The organism is Streptomyces sp. NBC_01214 (assembly GCF_026340975.1).
In the GTDB taxonomy this organism is placed as follows: domain Bacteria; phylum Actinomycetota; class Actinomycetes; order Streptomycetales; family Streptomycetaceae; genus Streptomyces.
Genome location: NZ_JAPEOS010000002.1, coordinates 344,227 through 359,436, shown reverse-complemented (window position 1 = coordinate 359,436; position 15,210 = coordinate 344,227). Strand labels below are relative to the sequence as shown.

Genomic DNA, 15,210 nt, shown 5'->3' with positions numbered 1-15,210 from the left:
CCCTCTTTCGGGGTCGAGTCTCAATCATGGTCTGAACGGTCCCGGGGATGACGGGGGGCTCTTGAGCGAGCCCCCCGTCAGGCCCGTCAGACCTCTTCGACGCTGCTCGGCTCGCGCCGGGACAGGTCGATACCGAGCTCCTCCGCCGCGCGGAAGACGTCCTCGTCGGTGTCGCGCATCTCGATGGACATGCCGTCCGAGGACAGCACCTCCACGTTGAGGCAGAGCGACTGCATTTCCTTGATGAGCACCTTGAAGGACTCGGGAATGCCCGGCTCGGGGATGTTCTCGCCCTTGACGATGGCCTCGTAGACCTTCACGCGGCCGGTGACGTCGTCGGACTTGATGGTCAGCAGCTCCTGGAGGGCGTAAGCGGCGCCATAAGCCTCGAGCGCCCACACCTCCATCTCACCGAAGCGCTGGCCACCGAACTGCGCCTTACCACCCAGCGGCTGCTGCGTGATCATCGAGTACGGACCGGTCGACCGAGCGTGGAGCTTGTCGTCGACCAGGTGGTGGAGCTTGAGGATGTACATGTACCCGATGGAGATCGGGTCCGGGAACGGCTCGCCGGAGCGGCCGTCGAACAGGCGCGCCTTGCCGGACGGGAGGACCAGACGGTCACCGTCGCGGTTCGGGATGGTGTGCTCGAAGAGGCCTGCGAGCTCATCCTCGCGGGCACCGTCGAACACGGGGGTGGCGACGTTGGTACCGGGCTCGACGCGGTCGGCCCCGATGACCTTCAGACGCTCGGCCCACTCCTCGCCGAGCCCGGAGACGTCCCAGCCGCGGCTGGCGAGCCAGCCGAGGTGGATCTCCAGGACCTGTCCCGGGTTCATTCGGGACGGGACACCCAGCGGGTTCAGGATGATGTCGACCGGCGTGCCGTCCTCAAGGAAGGGCATGTCCTCGATCGGAAGGATCTTGGAGATGACACCCTTGTTGCCGTGGCGGCCGGCGAGCTTGTCACCGTCGGTGATCTTGCGCTTCTGGGCGACGTAGACGCGGACCAGCTGGTTCACGCCCGGAGGAAGCTCGTCGCCCTCCTCGCGGTCGAAGACGCGGACACCGATGACCTTGCCGATCTCACCGTGAGGGACCTTGAGCGAGGTGTCACGCACCTCGCGGGCCTTCTCACCGAAGATCGCGCGGAGCAGGCGCTCCTCCGGGGTCAGCTCGGTCTCACCCTTGGGCGTGACCTTGCCGACCAGGATGTCGCCGGCGACGACGTCCGCACCGATGCGGATGATGCCGCGCTCGTCGAGGTCGGCGAGGACCTCCTCGGAGACGTTCGGGATGTCCCGGGTGATCTCCTCGGGGCCCAGCTTGGTGTCACGGGCGTCGACCTCGTGCTCCTCGATGTGGATCGAGGAGAGGACGTCGTCCTGCACGAGGCGCTGCGACAGGATGATCGCGTCCTCGTAGTTGTGACCTTCCCAGGGCATGAACGCGACGAGCAGGTTCTTGCCGAGGGCCATTTCGCCCTCTTCGGTCGCGGGACCGTCGGCGAGGACCTGGGACTCGATGATCCGGTCACCCTCGTTGACGATGACCTTCTGGTTGACCGAGGTGCCCTGGTTCGAGCGGGAGAACTTGGCGACGCGGTACGTGGTGTACGTGCCGTCGTCGTTGGCGACGGTGATGTAGTCGGCCGAGACCTCCTGGACGACACCGTCCTTCTCCGCACGGATCGAGTCACCGGCGTCGACCGCACAGCGGTACTCCATGCCGGTGCCGACGAGCGGGGCCTCCGCCTTGATGAGCGGAACGGCCTGGCGCATCATGTTCGCGCCCATGAGGGCACGGTTGGCGTCGTCGTGCTCCAGGAAGGGGATCATCGCGGTCGCGACGGACACCATCTGGCGCGGGGAGACGTCCATGTAGTCGACGTCGTCGCCGGCGATGTAGTCGATCTCGCCGCCACGACGGCGCACCAGCACGCGGTTCTCGGTGAAGCGCATGTCCTCGGACAGGCCGGCGTTGGCCTGGGCGATGACGAAGCGGTCTTCCTCGTCGGCCGTGAGGTAGTCGACCTCGTCGGTGACGACACCGTCGATGACCTTGCGGTACGGGGTCTCGACGAAACCGAACGCGTTGACGCGACCGTAGGAGGCGAGCGAGCCGATCAGACCGATGTTCGGGCCTTCAGGGGTCTCGATCGGGCACATGCGGCCGTAGTGCGACGGGTGGACGTCACGGACCTCGAAGCCGGCCCGCTCACGGGACAGACCGCCGGGGCCCAGCGCCGACAGGCGGCGCTTGTGGGTCAGGCCCGAGAGCGGGTTGTTCTGGTCCATGAACTGCGACAGCTGGCTGGTGCCGAAGAACTCCTTGATGGAGGCGACGACCGGCCGGATGTTGATCAGGGTCTGCGGCGTGATGGCCTCGACGTCCTGGGTCGTCATGCGCTCGCGGACGACGCGCTCCATACGAGCCAGACCCGTGCGGACCTGGTTCTGGATGAGCTCGCCGACGTTGCGCAGACGACGGTTGCCGAAGTGGTCGATGTCATCGGTCTCGACCACGATCGAACGGCCGGACTCGCCGGTCGTCTCGGTCTCGCCGGCGTGCAGCTTGACCAGGTACTTGATCGTCGCGATGACGTCGTCGGTGGTGAGCACACCGGCGTCGAGCGGCTCGTCGGCGCCGAGCTTCTTGTTCACCTTGTAGCGGCCGACCTTGGCGAGGTCGTAGCGCTTCGGGTTGAAGTAGAGGTTCTCGAGCAGCGTCTGAGCGGCCTCACGGGTCGGCGGTTCGCCCGGACGCAGCTTGCGGTAGATGTCGAGCAGCGCGTCGTCCTGACCCTGGGTGTGGTCCTTCTCCAGGGTGGCGCGCATGGACTCGTACTCGCCGAACTCCTCGAGGATCTGCTCGGTGGTCCAGCCGAGAGCCTTCAGGAGGACGGTGACGGACTGCTTGCGCTTGCGGTCGATGCGGACACCGACCATGTCGCGCTTGTCGATCTCCATCTCCAGCCAGGCACCCCGGGACGGGATGATCTTGGCGGAGAAGATGTCCTTGTCGGACGTCTTGTCGATGGAGGAGTCGAAGTAGACACCGGGGGAGCGGACAAGCTGCGACACGACGACACGCTCGGTGCCGTTGATGACGAAGGTGCCCTTGTTGGTCATGAGCGGGAAGTCGCCCATGAAGACCGTCTGAGACTTGATCTCTCCGGTCTCGTTGTTCGTGAACTCGGCGGTGACGAACAGCGGAGCCGCGTACGTGAAGTCGCGCTCCTTGCACTCGTCGACAGAGTTCTTCGCCGGCTCGAAACGGTGGTCGCGGAAGGTCAGCGACATCGACCCGGAGAAGTCCTCGATCGGCGAGATCTCCTCGAAGATCTCTTCCAGACCGGACTTGGTGGGGACGTCCTGTCCACTCTCAAGCGCCGACTCGACGCGAGACTTCCAGGCGGCATTGCCGAGAAGCCAGTCAAAGCTCTCGGTCTGCAGCGCCAGGAGGTTCGGAACCTCGAGGGGCTCCTTGATCTTTGCAAAGGAGATGCGCAGCGGGGCGGTGCTGGCACCGTTGTTCGTATTGGTCGAGGCGTTGCGCGAGGCGGCCAAGAGGGGGTCCTTCCGAGGGCTCGGACTCACTACGCGCGTACCGGTCCCAGCAGACACAGAAGACAAGCCCCCCGAATCCAACCGAAAAGGCCAGGTCAGGGTGGATCAATCAAGTGTGCTCAAGCGTGGGCATGTCCCTGGCGACGGGCAGGGGACAGCTAACAGGCAGCGCAAAGGGTCAGTGTAGCCACTCGGCTCACTGATGTCCAGACCAGGTTTCCGGAAACCGGCAACAGGCCTTCCCCATGTCGTTCAACCAACACTGTGTCCAACGCTGCGGCGCCCCGTACACGTGCACAGAGCGCGTATCAGTACTGCCCTCTTCGTAGTCGATCCATGCCTCGGATCTCGGATCCAGGTGGTCGACCTCTCGACGGGACTGAGAATTGCGCGCCGCGTCCCGTTCGTCAAGGCCCCCTGCTCCGAGCGGATCATCTTCGGACCCTGCGTCGGAGCAACGATGATCACCCTACTCCCCAACGAGACCAGGGCAAGTCAGGCATCGCGGGTACGCCAAAGGGCGACCACCCTTACGGGTGATCGCCCTTGGTTGAGGCCCTGGAGGGCCTCAGAGGTGTTACTTGACCTCGACAGCCGCGCCGGCAGCCTTGAGGGCCTCGGCGGCCTTGTCAGCGGCCTCCTTGGCGACCTTCTCGAGGACCGGCTTCGGGGCGCCGTCCACGAGGTCCTTGGCCTCCTTCAGGCCCAGGGAGGTCAGCTCACGCACGACCTTGATGACCTGGATCTTCTTGTCGCCGGCACCGGTGAGGATGACGTCGAACTCGTCCTGCTCCTCGGCGGCGTCGGCAACCGGGCCACCGGAGACCGGACCGGCAACGGCGACGGCCGCGGCGGCGGTGACGTCGAACTTCTCCTCGAAGGCCTTCACGAACTCGGAGAGCTCGATGAGGGTCATCTCCTCGAACTGGGCGAGGAGGTCGTCCTGAGAGAGCTTCGCCATGATGGGCGATCCTTCCACTAATTCGGCAGGTGCCGGATGTATATAGAGGCGGGCGTAACGGCCCGCTACGACCCACGCACTAGGCGGCGTGGATCAGTGCGCGAGCCGAATTACTCGGCACCGCCCTGCTCGGCGAGCTTGACGCGAAGCGCTTCCGCGGTGCGGACGAACTTCGACGGCAGCGCCTGGAAGAGCGAGGCAGCCTGAGACTGCTTGCCCTTGAACGCGCCGGCCAGCTTGCTGAGCAGAACCTCGCGGGACTCGAGGTCCGCAAGCTTCTTGATCTCATCGGCGGTGAGCGCCTTACCATCAAGGACACCCGCCTTGATGATGAGGTTCGGGTTGTCCTTGGCGAAGTCACGCAGGCTCTTCGCCGACTCCACCGGGTCACCGGTGATGAAGGCGACCGCGGTCGGACCAGCGAAGTGCTCGTCCAGCGCGGTGATCCCGGCCTGGTTGGCCGCAATCTTGGTCAGCGTGTTCTTCACCACGGCGTACTGGGCGTTCTCACCAAGGGAGCGACGCAGCGTCTTGAGCTGCGCGACGGTGAGACCCCGGTACTCGGTCAGCACGGCGGCGTTCGAGCTCTGGAACGCGTCCTTGAGCTCGGCTACCGATGCAGCCTTGTTGGGCGTCGGCATGGTGCGTTCGCCTCCTTCCGGGTGATGAGGACCGCTCAGAAGGGGCTAAATAAGAAACGCCCCGGCGCAGGCGCCAGGGCGTGGCTCAACCGGAACGAATTCCGGGAACCTTCCACAGTCACCTACGCGGGTCGTCCGCATTCAGCGGATCCTTCGGCCACCGAACCCTTGCGGGCACGGCAACGACCAGCGGTCTTTGGCTTCTGGGGAAGACTACGTGAAGGGGTGCAGCCGAGGCAAATCGCCTCAGGAGCCGGCGCCCAGGCCGCCCAGGCCGGCGTCCCGGAGCTTCTGGTCGGCCTCTTTGAGCTTCTGGTCCGCCTCGTCCAGCGTGCGGTCGGTCCCCCTGTTCAGGTCGTCGAAGGAGACGACCTGGTCGGCCGGCGGGGCCTGGACCGGGGTGGCCGCGGCGAAGTCGGAGAACTTCGCCGTGGTCTTCGTCGTGCCCTCGGCGTCCGTGCTCACGGTGTCCGCGCGGACCGGGTAGCCGTCCTTGCCGATCCACAGGTCCACCTCGAAGGTGGTGATGTGCTTCACGGCCTCGTGGAGGTACTGGCGGTTCGCCTCCGCCATGACCTTGGTGGACTCGTCCGCCTTGAGCAGGTCCGCGGTGGTGAAGCTGCCCTTGTAGTGCTCGGCGTCGATGCCGTCGGCGGTCTTCTCGGCGCCGACGTGCGCGAGCTTCTCCTGGCCGAGCAGCATGGCGAGGTACTCGGCCGGGTCGTCGTTGAGCCGGACCCCGGGCTTGCCGCCCTTGGCCAGGTCCATGCTCATCCACGCCTTGCCCGCCAGGGGCTGTGCCAGGCGGGTGTAGGTCATGTCGCCGATCATGATCGAGCGGGTGTCGGGCTTCTCGCTCTTGAGGATCACGTCGTGGCTGGACGGGTACCAGCCCTTGGTCCCGGACTGACCGTGGGTCTTGCCGTCGCCCCCGACGATGGACAGCTCCGCCTTGGCGAACTTGGCGGCCACCGTCTTCAGGTAGGACGCCTTCACCGCCTCCACGGAGGAGTGGGCCTTCACCTCGGCGCCCTTGCCCCCGTCGGCCGTGCCGGTGCCCCCCTCGGCCGTGCCGGTGCCCCCGTCGGCCTTCTCACCACCGCAGGCCGTGAGGCCGCCCACGAGCAGTGCGGTGCCCGCCACTGCGATACCGGCCCGAATCCGGGCAGCCTTGTTCAACTCGTTCTCCCCCATGTGTGGATCTCCGTACGACCCCATGGCCCTACGCGAAGATCTCAAATCCCTACGTCCATGACGAAACCGGGCCTCCCGGCTCCCGGTAAGGGAGGCGGAGGGCCCGGTCTCAGGCGTGCGCGGGGCGTGGTCAGGCGCCGCCCGCGCCGCCCGAGTCCTTCATCATCTCGGCCATGTCCAGGACCTGGTCGGCCGGCGGCGCGGCGATCTCGACCGGCTTGTTGATGTCCTTGAACTTGATGGTGACGTCCATCGAGCCCGAGGTGCCCTGACCCTGGGTGCGGACCTGCTTGGCCTGGTCGGCCTCGTCGATCCAGATGTCCATGGTCAGGCTCTTGATGCCCTGCGCCTCAAGCGTCTTGACGTTCTTCTCCTGGCGCTCCTTGGCCGCGGGGGTCGAGGAGGCACTGTGGGCCTTCAGCTCGTCGAGCGTGAGGGTGCCGGCAAGGTGCGTCGTCTTCTGCCCGTCGATGGTCTCTTCGCCGACCTTCTTGAGGTCCTTGGCGGCGCTCAGGCTGTCGGCCGTGTCGGCAGGGTTCTGGCCCTGCTGGGAGGAGCCGAGCGAGTCCAGCTCCTTGGCCTGCTCCGGGGCCAGGGCCTTGAGGTCGAACTTCAGCCACTTGCCGTCGCTGCCCATGTACACGGCGCCGTCGATCAGGCGGATCTCCACCTTCTCGCCCGGCTTCTCGGGCGAGTCCATCTTCATCGACATGGCCGTCGCGGGCTTGATCCGCATGGCGGCCTCGGCCGCGATGTTCTGCCCCGAGGCCTTGCCGGTCATGGTGAAGCTGACGGAGGTGATCTCCTCGGACTTCTTCTTCGTCTTCTCCAGGTACGCCGCAGGGGCGACCTCCGCCGGCTTCTTCGCGGCTTGGGACGGGGCAGCGGACGCCCCGTTGTCCTTCTGCTTCGAGTCCTTCCCGTCCTCGCACGCGGTGGCGCCGCCTGCGAGCAGGAGGGCGGCCATGACGGCGCCGACGGTCTTCTTGCGGTATGTGTTCATGTGTTCCCCACCCCGGGTACGCAAGGCAGCGGTACGCCTCAGGCGGTCTTTCCTGTGGCGCTGCCAGCACTGACTGTACGTCTCACCGCTGACAGTAATCGCACAGGGTTCGCACAGGAAATGAAAAACGGGCCCGCCGCCCCCGGAAAGGGGGCGACGGGCCCGTTCAGCAGATCAGTGAGCCGTCGGGCTCAGCTCGATCAAACGGCAGCCGGGTCTTCCTCGACGAGGAGGTTCCGGGTGCGGTTCGGGTCCAGCTGGATGCCGGGGCCCATGGTGGTGCTGAGGGCGGCCTTCTTGATGTAGCGGCCCTTCGCGGCGGACGGCTTCAGACGAAGGATCTCGTCCAGGGCCGCGCCGTAGTTCTCGACCAGCTTGTCATCGGAGAAGGAGACCTTGCCGATGATGAAGTGCAGGTTCGAGTGCTTGTCGACGCGGAACTCGATCTTGCCACCCTTGATCTCGGTGACAGCCTTCGCGACGTCCATCGTGACGGTGCCGGTCTTCGGGTTCGGCATCAGGCCACGGGGACCGAGCACGCGGCCGAGGCGGCCGACCTTGCCCATGAGGTCCGGGGTGGCCACAACGGCGTCGAACTCGTTCAGGCGGTTGCCCTTGGCGATCTCGTTGATCAGCTCGTCGTCGCCGACAATGTCGGCGCCGGCGGCTTCCGCGGCCGCAGCACGGTCACCGGTCGCGAAGACCAGGACCCGGGCGGTCTTGCCGGTGCCGTGCGGGAGGTTCACGGTGCCGCGGACCATCTGGTCGGCCTTGCGCGGGTCGACACCCAGGCGGAAGGCGACCTCGACGGTGCCGTCGAACTTGGTCGTGGAGGTCTCCTTGGCGAGACGGACGGCCTCGAGCGGGGCGTACAGCTTCTCCCGGTCGACCTTGGCGTCCGCAGCGCGGAGAGTCTTGCTGCGCTTCACTTCTGCTCCTGTTTTTCGGCTTCAGGCATGGAGTCGTGGTGCGGACCAGCGCTTGGTCCTACCACTGATGGTGCTGGGGGTGGCTGGATCAGCCTTCGACGGTGACGCCCATCGAACGCGCGGTGCCGGCAATGATCTTGACGGCGGCGTCGATGTCGTTGGCGTTCAGGTCGGGCATCTTCAGCTCGGCGATCTCCTTGACCTGGGCAGCCGTGAGCTTGGCGACCTTGGTCTTGTGGGGCTCGCCGGAGCCCTTCTCGATGCCCGCGTGCTTCAGGATGAGGCGCGCGGCCGGCGGAGTCTTGGTGATGAAGGTGAAGGAACGGTCGTCGTAGACCGTGATCTCCACCGGCACGACCATGCCACGCTGCGACTCGGTCGCGGCGTTGTAGGCCTTGCAGAACTCCATGATGTTGACGCCGTGCTGACCGAGCGCGGGGCCGACCGGCGGAGCCGGGTTGGCCGCACCGGCCTTGATCTGGAGCTTGATAAGCCCCGTGACCTTCTTCTTCTTGGGAGGCATTGCTCTCTCCGGGTCCTAGTGAGAGTTTTCAGCCGCCCATCCGGTCATCCGGATGGAGGCATACCGCACCACGATAACGGGTATCGGTGCGGGGCTAAAAACCGAGCAGGTCAGACCGCCCTTCACGGGGCGATCTGACCTGTCCGGAAGCTGTCGCTCAGAAGATCAGTTCTTCTGGATCTGGTCGAAGCTGAGCTCGACCGGGGTCTCGCGGCCGAAGATCTCGACGAGGCCCTTGACCTTCTTCGAGTCGGGGTTGATCTCGTTGATGGTCGCCTGCAGCGTCGCGAACGGGCCGTCGGTGACGGTGACCGAGTCGCCGACCTCGAAGTCCAGGACCTCGATGGTGCGCTTGACGGCGGGCGCGGGCAGACCGGCCTCTTCCGCGGCGGCCTTGGCGGCCTTCTCCTGCGCCTCCGGGGCGAGCATCTTGACGATCTCGTCCAGGGTCAGCGGGTACGGGTCGTACGCGTTGCCGACGAAGCCGGTGACGCCAGGCGTGTTGCGGACGACGCCCCAGGACTCGTTCGTCAGATCCATGCGGACGAGAACGTAACCGGGCAGCTTGTTCTGCCGGACGTTCTTGCGCTCGCCGTTCTTGATCTGGACGATCTCTTCCTCGGGCACCTCGGCCTGGTAGATGAACTCCTCGACGTTCAGCGAGACGGCGCGCTGCTCCAGGTTGGCCTTCACGCGCTTCTCGTAGCCGGCGTAGGTGTGGATCACGTACCACTCGCCGGGGAGCAGGCGCAGCTCCTCGCGCAGGGCCTGGATGGGGTCGACGGGCTCCGCGGGCTCGGCCGGGGCGGCCTCTTCGGCCTCTTCCTCGTCGGCCTCGACGTCGTCAGCAGCCTCTTCGGCCTCGGCGTCGACGTCGGCGTCGATCTCGGCGTCGTCCTCGTCCTCGTCGGACTCGACGTGCATCGCGGCCTCTTCGGCGGCGACACCCGCCTCGACGTCGGCGAGCTCGGCCTCGTCGGGCTCCACAGCGTCTGCCGCCTCGACGATGTCGAGCTCGTCCTCGACGGACTCGACGGAGTCGTGGCTCGCGTTCAGGTTCGGGTCAGACACGGTGGCTGCTTCTTCCTGGATACAAAAGGTGGTGGAACATGCGAAAACGGGCGACACCCATCAAGGCGCCGCCCTCCGCGGGGATCAGCCGAAGACGAACTTGATGGCTTTTTCGAACCCAAAGTCAATCACGGTCACCAGACCGATCATGATGACCACGAAGACAATCACCACGGTGGTGTACGTCGTGAGCTGGTTGCGAGTGGGCCAGACAACCTTGCGGAGTTCCGCGATGATCTGGCGGTAGAAAAGCGCGAGGCGGCCCAGAGGACCCTTCTTGCCGCGCTTGCCGCCCTTGCGGGCCTTCTTCTCGCGCGTCTCGTCCTCGGCGTCAGGCATGTCGATGGAGCCCAGGGCGTCCGTCACGTCTCTCACCTGAATCCGGGTCGTGGCCGTACCGCGCCCGGTTGCGCCGTACGGCGTTGCATCAAAGTACGTACCTGCGCACACACGTCCGAAATGGAGTGTGGAGCAGGGCCGGAGGGACTCGAACCCCCAACCGCTGGTTTTGGAGACCAGTGCTCTACCAATTGAGCTACGACCCTTTGCGTCCCCCAACCTACCGCATCCGGGCGAGTGCACGGAGTGCTCGCGCCCACAGCGGCTGGTGAGGTCCAACGACAGGTGAGTGTACGTGAACCGGGCCCTGACGTCGAACAGCGCCCGACCTGACATGCGCCGGTCCGTTGACTGAAACGGTGTGCCGCGCTTCATTGCCGTCTGGGACGATTGCTCGTATGACCTCTGCAACGCCTTCCTCCGAGCGCCGGGTGTCCGCCCGTATCGGCGCCATTTCCGAGTCCGCCACCCTCGCCGTGGACGCCAAGGCCAAGGCCCTCAAGGCCGCCGGGCGCCCGGTGATCGGCTTCGGTGCCGGCGAGCCCGACTTCCCGACCCCGGACTACATCGTCGAGGCGGCGGTCGAGGCCTGCCGCAACCCCAAGTACCACCGCTACACGCCGGCCGGCGGCCTGCCCGAGCTGAAGGCCGCGATCGCCGCCAAGACGCTGCGCGACTCCGGCTACGAGGTCGACGCCTCGCAGGTCCTGGTGACCAACGGCGGCAAGCAGGCGATCTACGAGGCCTTCGCGGCCGTCCTGGACCCGGGTGACGAGGTCATCGTCCCGGCTCCGTACTGGACCACCTACCCGGAGTCGATCCGCCTCGCCGGCGGTGTCCCGGTCGAGGTCGTCGCCGACGAGACCACCGGCTACCGCGTCTCCGTCGAGCAGCTGGAGGCCGCGCGCACCGAGCGCACCAAGGTCGTCCTGTTCGTCTCCCCGTCCAACCCGACCGGCTCGGTCTACAGCGAGGCCGACGCCCGCGCGATCGGCGAGTGGGCCGCCGAGCACGGCCTGTGGGTGCTCACGGACGAGATCTACGAGCACCTCGTCTACGGCGAGGCGAAGTTCACCTCGCTGCCGGTCCTGGTCCCGGCCCTGCGCGACAAGTGCATCATCGTCAACGGCGTCGCCAAGACGTACGCGATGACCGGCTGGCGCGTGGGCTGGGTCATCGCCCCGCAGGACGTCATCAAGGCGGCGACCAACCTGCAGTCGCACGCCACCTCCAACGTCTCCAACGTGGCCCAGGTCGCCGCGCTGGCCGCCGTCTCGGGCAACCTCGACGCGGTCGCGGAGATGCGCAAGGCCTTCGACCGCCGCCGCCAGACGATGGTGAAGATGCTCAACGAGATCGACGGCGTCTTCTGCCCGACCCCCGAGGGCGCGTTCTACGCGTACCCGTCGGTCAAGGAGCTCATCGGCAAGGAGATCCGCGGCAAGCGCCCGCAGAGCTCCGTCGAGCTCGCCGCCCTGATCCTGGACGAGGTCGAGGTCGCGGTCGTCCCGGGCGAGGCCTTCGGCACCCCCGGCTACCTGCGCCTGTCCTACGCCCTGGGCGACGAGGACCTGGTGGAGGGCGTGTCCCGCATCCAGAAGCTCCTGGCGGAGGCCAAGGCCTGACGCACCCCGCAGCACGACCTGGGCGGCGGCACCCCAAGGGTGCCGCCGCCCAGCCGTTTCCGGCCTCACCGGCGTTTGAGGCGCGGGTCCCGGGGCGGAGCCCGCTCTCCCAGCCCCGCCGGCACCCTCAGCCCCGCCGGCGTTTGAGGCGCGGGTCCGGGCGGCGCCCGGAAGCCCCCGCGGCAGCGGCTCCGGCCCCGCTCACGCGTTCGCGCAAGCCCCCGATCGGTAAAACCCCCTCCCGCCGAGCGCAGCAGTACGGCAGGATCACCAGATGGAGCACGCACGCGATCTCACGCTTCTGCCCAAGGCCCACCTCCACCTGCACTTCACCGGGTCGATGCGGCCATCGACCCTGCTGGAGCTCGCCGACAAGTACGGCGTGCGCCTCCCCGACGCCCTCACGGCCGGGGAGCCGCCCAAGCTCCGCGCCACCGACGAGCGCGGCTGGTTCCGCTTCCAGCGGCTCTACGACGCCGCCCGCTCCTGCCTGCGCGAGCCCGACGACATCCGGCGCCTGGTCCGCGAGGCCGCGGAGGAGGACGTACGGGACGGCAGCGGCTGGCTGGAGATCCAGGTGGATCCCACCTCCTACGCCCCCCTGCTCGGCGGGATGATCCCGGCCGTCGAGATCATCCTCGACGCCGTCGACGCGGCCTCCCGCGAGACCGGCCTCGGCATGCGGGTCCTCATCGCCGCCAACCGCATGAAGCACCCCCTCGACGCCCGCACCCTCGCCCGGCTCGCCGTCCGCTACGCCGACCGCGGCATCGTCGGCTTCGGCCTCTCCAACGACGAGCGCCGCGGCATGGCCCGCGACTTCGACCGGGCCTTCGCCATCGCCCGCGAGGGCGGCCTCCTCGCCGCACCGCACGGCGGCGAGCTCACCGGCCCGTCCTCCGTCCGCGACTGCCTCGACGATCTGCACGCCTCCCGCATCGGGCACGGGGTGCGGGCCGCCGAGGATCCCCGGCTGCTCAAGCGGCTCGCCGACCGGCAGATCACCTGCGAGGTCTGCCCGGCCTCCAACGTCGCCCTCGGGGTCTACGAGCGGCCCGAGGACGTCCCGCTGCGCACCCTCTTCGAGGCCGGGGTCCCCATGGCGCTGGGCGCCGACGACCCGCTGCTCTTCGGGTCCCGCCTCGCGGCCCAGTACGAGATCGCCCGCCGCCACCACGCCTTCACCGACGCGGAGCTCGCCGAGCTGGCCCGCCAGTCGGTGCGCGGCAGTGCGGCGCCCGACGACGTGCAGGCCAAGCTGCTGGCGGGGATCGACCACTGGCTCACCGGGTGAGCCGCAGGTCCCCTTCGTAGCAGTCCGCGCGGACCCGTCCACCGTCCAGGAAGCCGATCTCCAGGTGGGTGCGGCCCTGCTCGGGCAGGGCGAACTCGGCGACCGAGGCGACGGTTTCGCCGAGGTGCCGCAGGAAGGGGTGGTCGCCGAGGTCCTCGCCGACCTCGATGCGGCCCCACTCCCCCATGTCGTACGCCGCGTGCGGGGTGGCGGACTCGACGATGAGGCACTGGTCGGATCCGGTGGTGATCCGGATGGTGTCGCCGATGCTGTCGATCAGCCAGACGTCGAGGGGCGCCTCGGAACGTTCGCCGTCACTGATGTGCCAGGACGCGACGACTCGGCTGAGCGTGCGCCCCACGAGACGGGTGGGGTCCGTACCGGCCCCGTGCAGGGGACAGAGCATGGGCGGCCGGGGCTCCTCAGATGCTGACGCCGACCGTCACCGGCTCGTTGACCAGGGTGACGCCGAAGGCCGCGTGGACGCCCGCGACGACCTCGCGGGCCAGGGTGAGGAGGTCCTCGGTGGTGGCCTCGCCGCGGTTGGTGAGGGCGAGGGTGTGCTTGGTGGAGATGCGCGCCGGGCCGGTGCCGTAGCCCTTGGTGAAACCGGCCTTGTCGATCAGCCAGGCCGCGCTGGTCTTCGTACGGCCTTCGCCGGCCGGGTACGCGGGCGGGGCGGTGTCGGGGCCGAGGCGGTCCTGGGCGCGGGCGAGGAAGGCGGCGTAGGCCTCGTCGGTCAGGATCGGGTTGTGGAAGAAGGAGCCGGCCGACCAGGTGTCGTGGTCGGTCGGGTCGAGGACCATGCCCTTGCCGGCGCGCAGCCGCAGCACCGTCTCGCGGGCGGTGGCGGCGGGGACCCGGTCACCGGCCCCGACACCGAGGGCGCGGGCGGTCTCGGGGTACTTGATCGGCGCGGACAGGCCGCCGGCGTCCTCCAGGGCGAAGCGCACGCGCAGGACGACGTAGCGGTCGGGCTGATCCTTGAAGGTGCTGTTGCGGTACCGGAAGGCGCACTCGGCGGCGCTCAGGGTGACCGTTTCTCCGGTGGTGCGGTCGTAGGCGACGACCTCGGTGATGGTGTCGCGGACTTCCTGGCCGTACGCACCGACGTTCTGGATCGGGGTGGCGCCGGCCGAGCCGGGGATACCCGCGAGGCACTCGATGCCGGCGAGGCCGGCCTCGACGGTGCGGGCGACGGCGTCACTCCAGTTCTCGCCCGCGGCGAGCTCCAGCCGTGTCCCGTCCAGGTCGAAGCCGGTGGTCGCGATGCGCAGGGCGGTGCCGTCGAAGCCCCGGTCTCCGATGACCAGGTTGCTGCCGCCACCGATGACCAGGAGCGGGGTTCCGCTCTCGTCCGCGGCACGCACGGTGGCGACGACCTCGGCGTCGGTGGTCGCGGTGACCAGGCGGGCGGCGGGACCACCGAGACGGAAGGTGGTCAGCGGGGCGAGGGGGGCATCGTGGAGTTCCTGCACGTGGACAAGAGTACGGTCCGTGCCCCTCGCATCCCTGCGGGGCCACGGACCGGTCTCGTTCGTCCCCCCTGCCGGCGGGGTCAGTAGCCCGTCTTCTGCTCGGCGAGGCGGCGTTCGGCCTCGGCCCAAGTCAGGGGGAGCGCGTCGGACCGCACGGTCCAGTAGGTGAAGGCCGATTCCTTCATGTACGCGCTGGCGGCGCGGGAGCTGGAGCGGTGGGGCTCGCTGCGGGCGAAGCGGTAGAGCGCGTCCCGGTCCTCCCACGCGGAGAGGGTGAGGAAGGTACGGCTGAAGACGCGGGCCCGCAGGGCGACGCCGTGGGCACCGGGAGCCTTGCGCATCTGGAGGATGATGCCGGGCGCCTTGAGGAAGAACTTGACGGCGCCGGCGAGCGTGGCGGTCTCGAAGCGGGAGGCCATGACGTAGACCTCGGCGTCGGGGGCGGCCTGGGTGGGCGTGGACCAGGGGATGTCGGGCATGGCGGCGGCGCTCCTTTGCGGTCAGGGCGGTCGGGGTCGTATGCGGGTGGGGTCGTATGCGGGTGGGGTCGTATGCGGGAGGGGGTCGTATGCGGGTGGGGTCG

Annotated in this window: 14 protein-coding genes and 1 tRNA gene; 2 read left to right on the top strand and 13 right to left on the bottom strand. The window is 67.8% G+C overall.

Annotation, left to right across the window (positions count from 1 at the left end):
• Positions 1–86: 86 nt before the first annotated feature.
• The 10 genes from rpoB to OG594_RS26430 form a co-directional block, all read right to left on the bottom strand.
• Positions 87–3,569 carry a DNA-directed RNA polymerase subunit beta gene (rpoB, locus tag OG594_RS26475; protein ID WP_030008451.1) on the bottom strand — a complete coding sequence of 1,161 codons (3,483 nt, stop codon included), beginning with the start codon at positions 3,567–3,569 and terminating at the stop codon, positions 87–89.
• 577 nt (positions 3,570–4,146) lie between these two features.
• Positions 4,147–4,530: a 50S ribosomal protein L7/L12 gene (rplL, locus tag OG594_RS26470; RefSeq protein WP_266603872.1), complete on the bottom strand. Its 384-nt coding sequence runs from the start codon at positions 4,528–4,530 to the stop codon at positions 4,147–4,149.
• A gap of 110 nt (positions 4,531–4,640) precedes the next feature.
• Positions 4,641–5,171, bottom strand: coding sequence for a 50S ribosomal protein L10 (rplJ, locus tag OG594_RS26465; protein WP_030008449.1), 531 nt, complete (start codon positions 5,169–5,171; stop codon positions 4,641–4,643).
• 246 nt (positions 5,172–5,417) lie between these two features.
• The gene (locus tag OG594_RS26460; protein WP_266603870.1) at positions 5,418–6,365 is read right to left on the bottom strand and encodes a hypothetical protein; all 948 of its coding nucleotides are present in this window, start codon (positions 6,363–6,365) and stop codon (positions 5,418–5,420) included.
• Positions 6,366–6,495: 130 nt separating this feature from the next.
• On the bottom strand, positions 6,496–7,368 hold the full coding sequence (locus OG594_RS26455; RefSeq protein ID WP_266603868.1) for an LppX_LprAFG lipoprotein: 873 nt from the start codon (positions 7,366–7,368) through the stop codon (positions 6,496–6,498).
• A 200-nt stretch (positions 7,369–7,568) separates the two neighbouring features.
• The gene (rplA, locus tag OG594_RS26450; protein ID WP_030388881.1) at positions 7,569–8,297 is read right to left on the bottom strand and encodes a 50S ribosomal protein L1; all 729 of its coding nucleotides are present in this window, start codon (positions 8,295–8,297) and stop codon (positions 7,569–7,571) included.
• Between the two features lie 88 nt (positions 8,298–8,385).
• Positions 8,386–8,820 carry a 50S ribosomal protein L11 gene (gene rplK, locus OG594_RS26445; protein ID WP_030008445.1) on the bottom strand — a complete coding sequence of 145 codons (435 nt, stop codon included), beginning with the start codon at positions 8,818–8,820 and terminating at the stop codon, positions 8,386–8,388.
• A gap of 165 nt (positions 8,821–8,985) precedes the next feature.
• Positions 8,986–9,891: a transcription termination/antitermination protein NusG gene (gene nusG / locus OG594_RS26440; RefSeq protein ID WP_266603865.1), complete on the bottom strand. Its 906-nt coding sequence runs from the start codon at positions 9,889–9,891 to the stop codon at positions 8,986–8,988.
• 84 nt (positions 9,892–9,975) lie between these two features.
• Positions 9,976–10,257, bottom strand: coding sequence for a preprotein translocase subunit SecE (gene secE / locus OG594_RS26435; RefSeq protein ID WP_030008443.1), 282 nt, complete (start codon positions 10,255–10,257; stop codon positions 9,976–9,978).
• Positions 10,258–10,363: 106 nt separating this feature from the next.
• Positions 10,364–10,436, bottom strand: a tRNA-Trp gene (locus tag OG594_RS26430).
• A 192-nt stretch (positions 10,437–10,628) separates the two neighbouring features.
• On the opposite strand from OG594_RS26430, the gene OG594_RS26425 reads away from it, so the two are divergent.
• Both OG594_RS26425 and OG594_RS26420 read left to right on the top strand, forming a co-directional pair.
• The gene (locus tag OG594_RS26425) at positions 10,629–11,855 is read left to right on the top strand and encodes a pyridoxal phosphate-dependent aminotransferase (RefSeq protein ID WP_266603862.1); all 1,227 of its coding nucleotides are present in this window, start codon (positions 10,629–10,631) and stop codon (positions 11,853–11,855) included.
• Between the two features lie 274 nt (positions 11,856–12,129).
• Positions 12,130–13,149, top strand: a complete 1,020-nt coding sequence (locus OG594_RS26420; RefSeq protein ID WP_161289589.1) for an adenosine deaminase — start codon at positions 12,130–12,132, stop codon at positions 13,147–13,149.
• Here OG594_RS26420 and OG594_RS26415 read toward each other — a convergent pair.
• From OG594_RS26415 to OG594_RS26405, 3 genes are read right to left on the bottom strand one after another with little or no spacing between them, the layout of a single operon-like run.
• A complete protein-coding gene (locus OG594_RS26415; RefSeq protein WP_030011236.1) occupies positions 13,139–13,555 on the bottom strand; it encodes a hypothetical protein in 417 nt (138 codons plus the stop codon). The two genes, OG594_RS26420 and OG594_RS26415, sit on opposite strands and share 11 nt — an antisense overlap.
• A 16-nt stretch (positions 13,556–13,571) precedes the next feature.
• Positions 13,572–14,711, bottom strand: a complete 1,140-nt coding sequence (locus tag OG594_RS26410; RefSeq protein WP_266606586.1) for a UDP-N-acetylmuramate dehydrogenase — start codon at positions 14,709–14,711, stop codon at positions 13,572–13,574.
• A complete protein-coding gene (locus tag OG594_RS26405; RefSeq protein ID WP_266603858.1) occupies positions 14,708–15,106 on the bottom strand; it encodes a DUF3291 domain-containing protein in 399 nt (132 codons plus the stop codon). The genes OG594_RS26410 and OG594_RS26405 overlap by 4 nt, the downstream gene beginning before the upstream one ends.
• Positions 15,107–15,210: the final 104 nt, after the last annotated feature.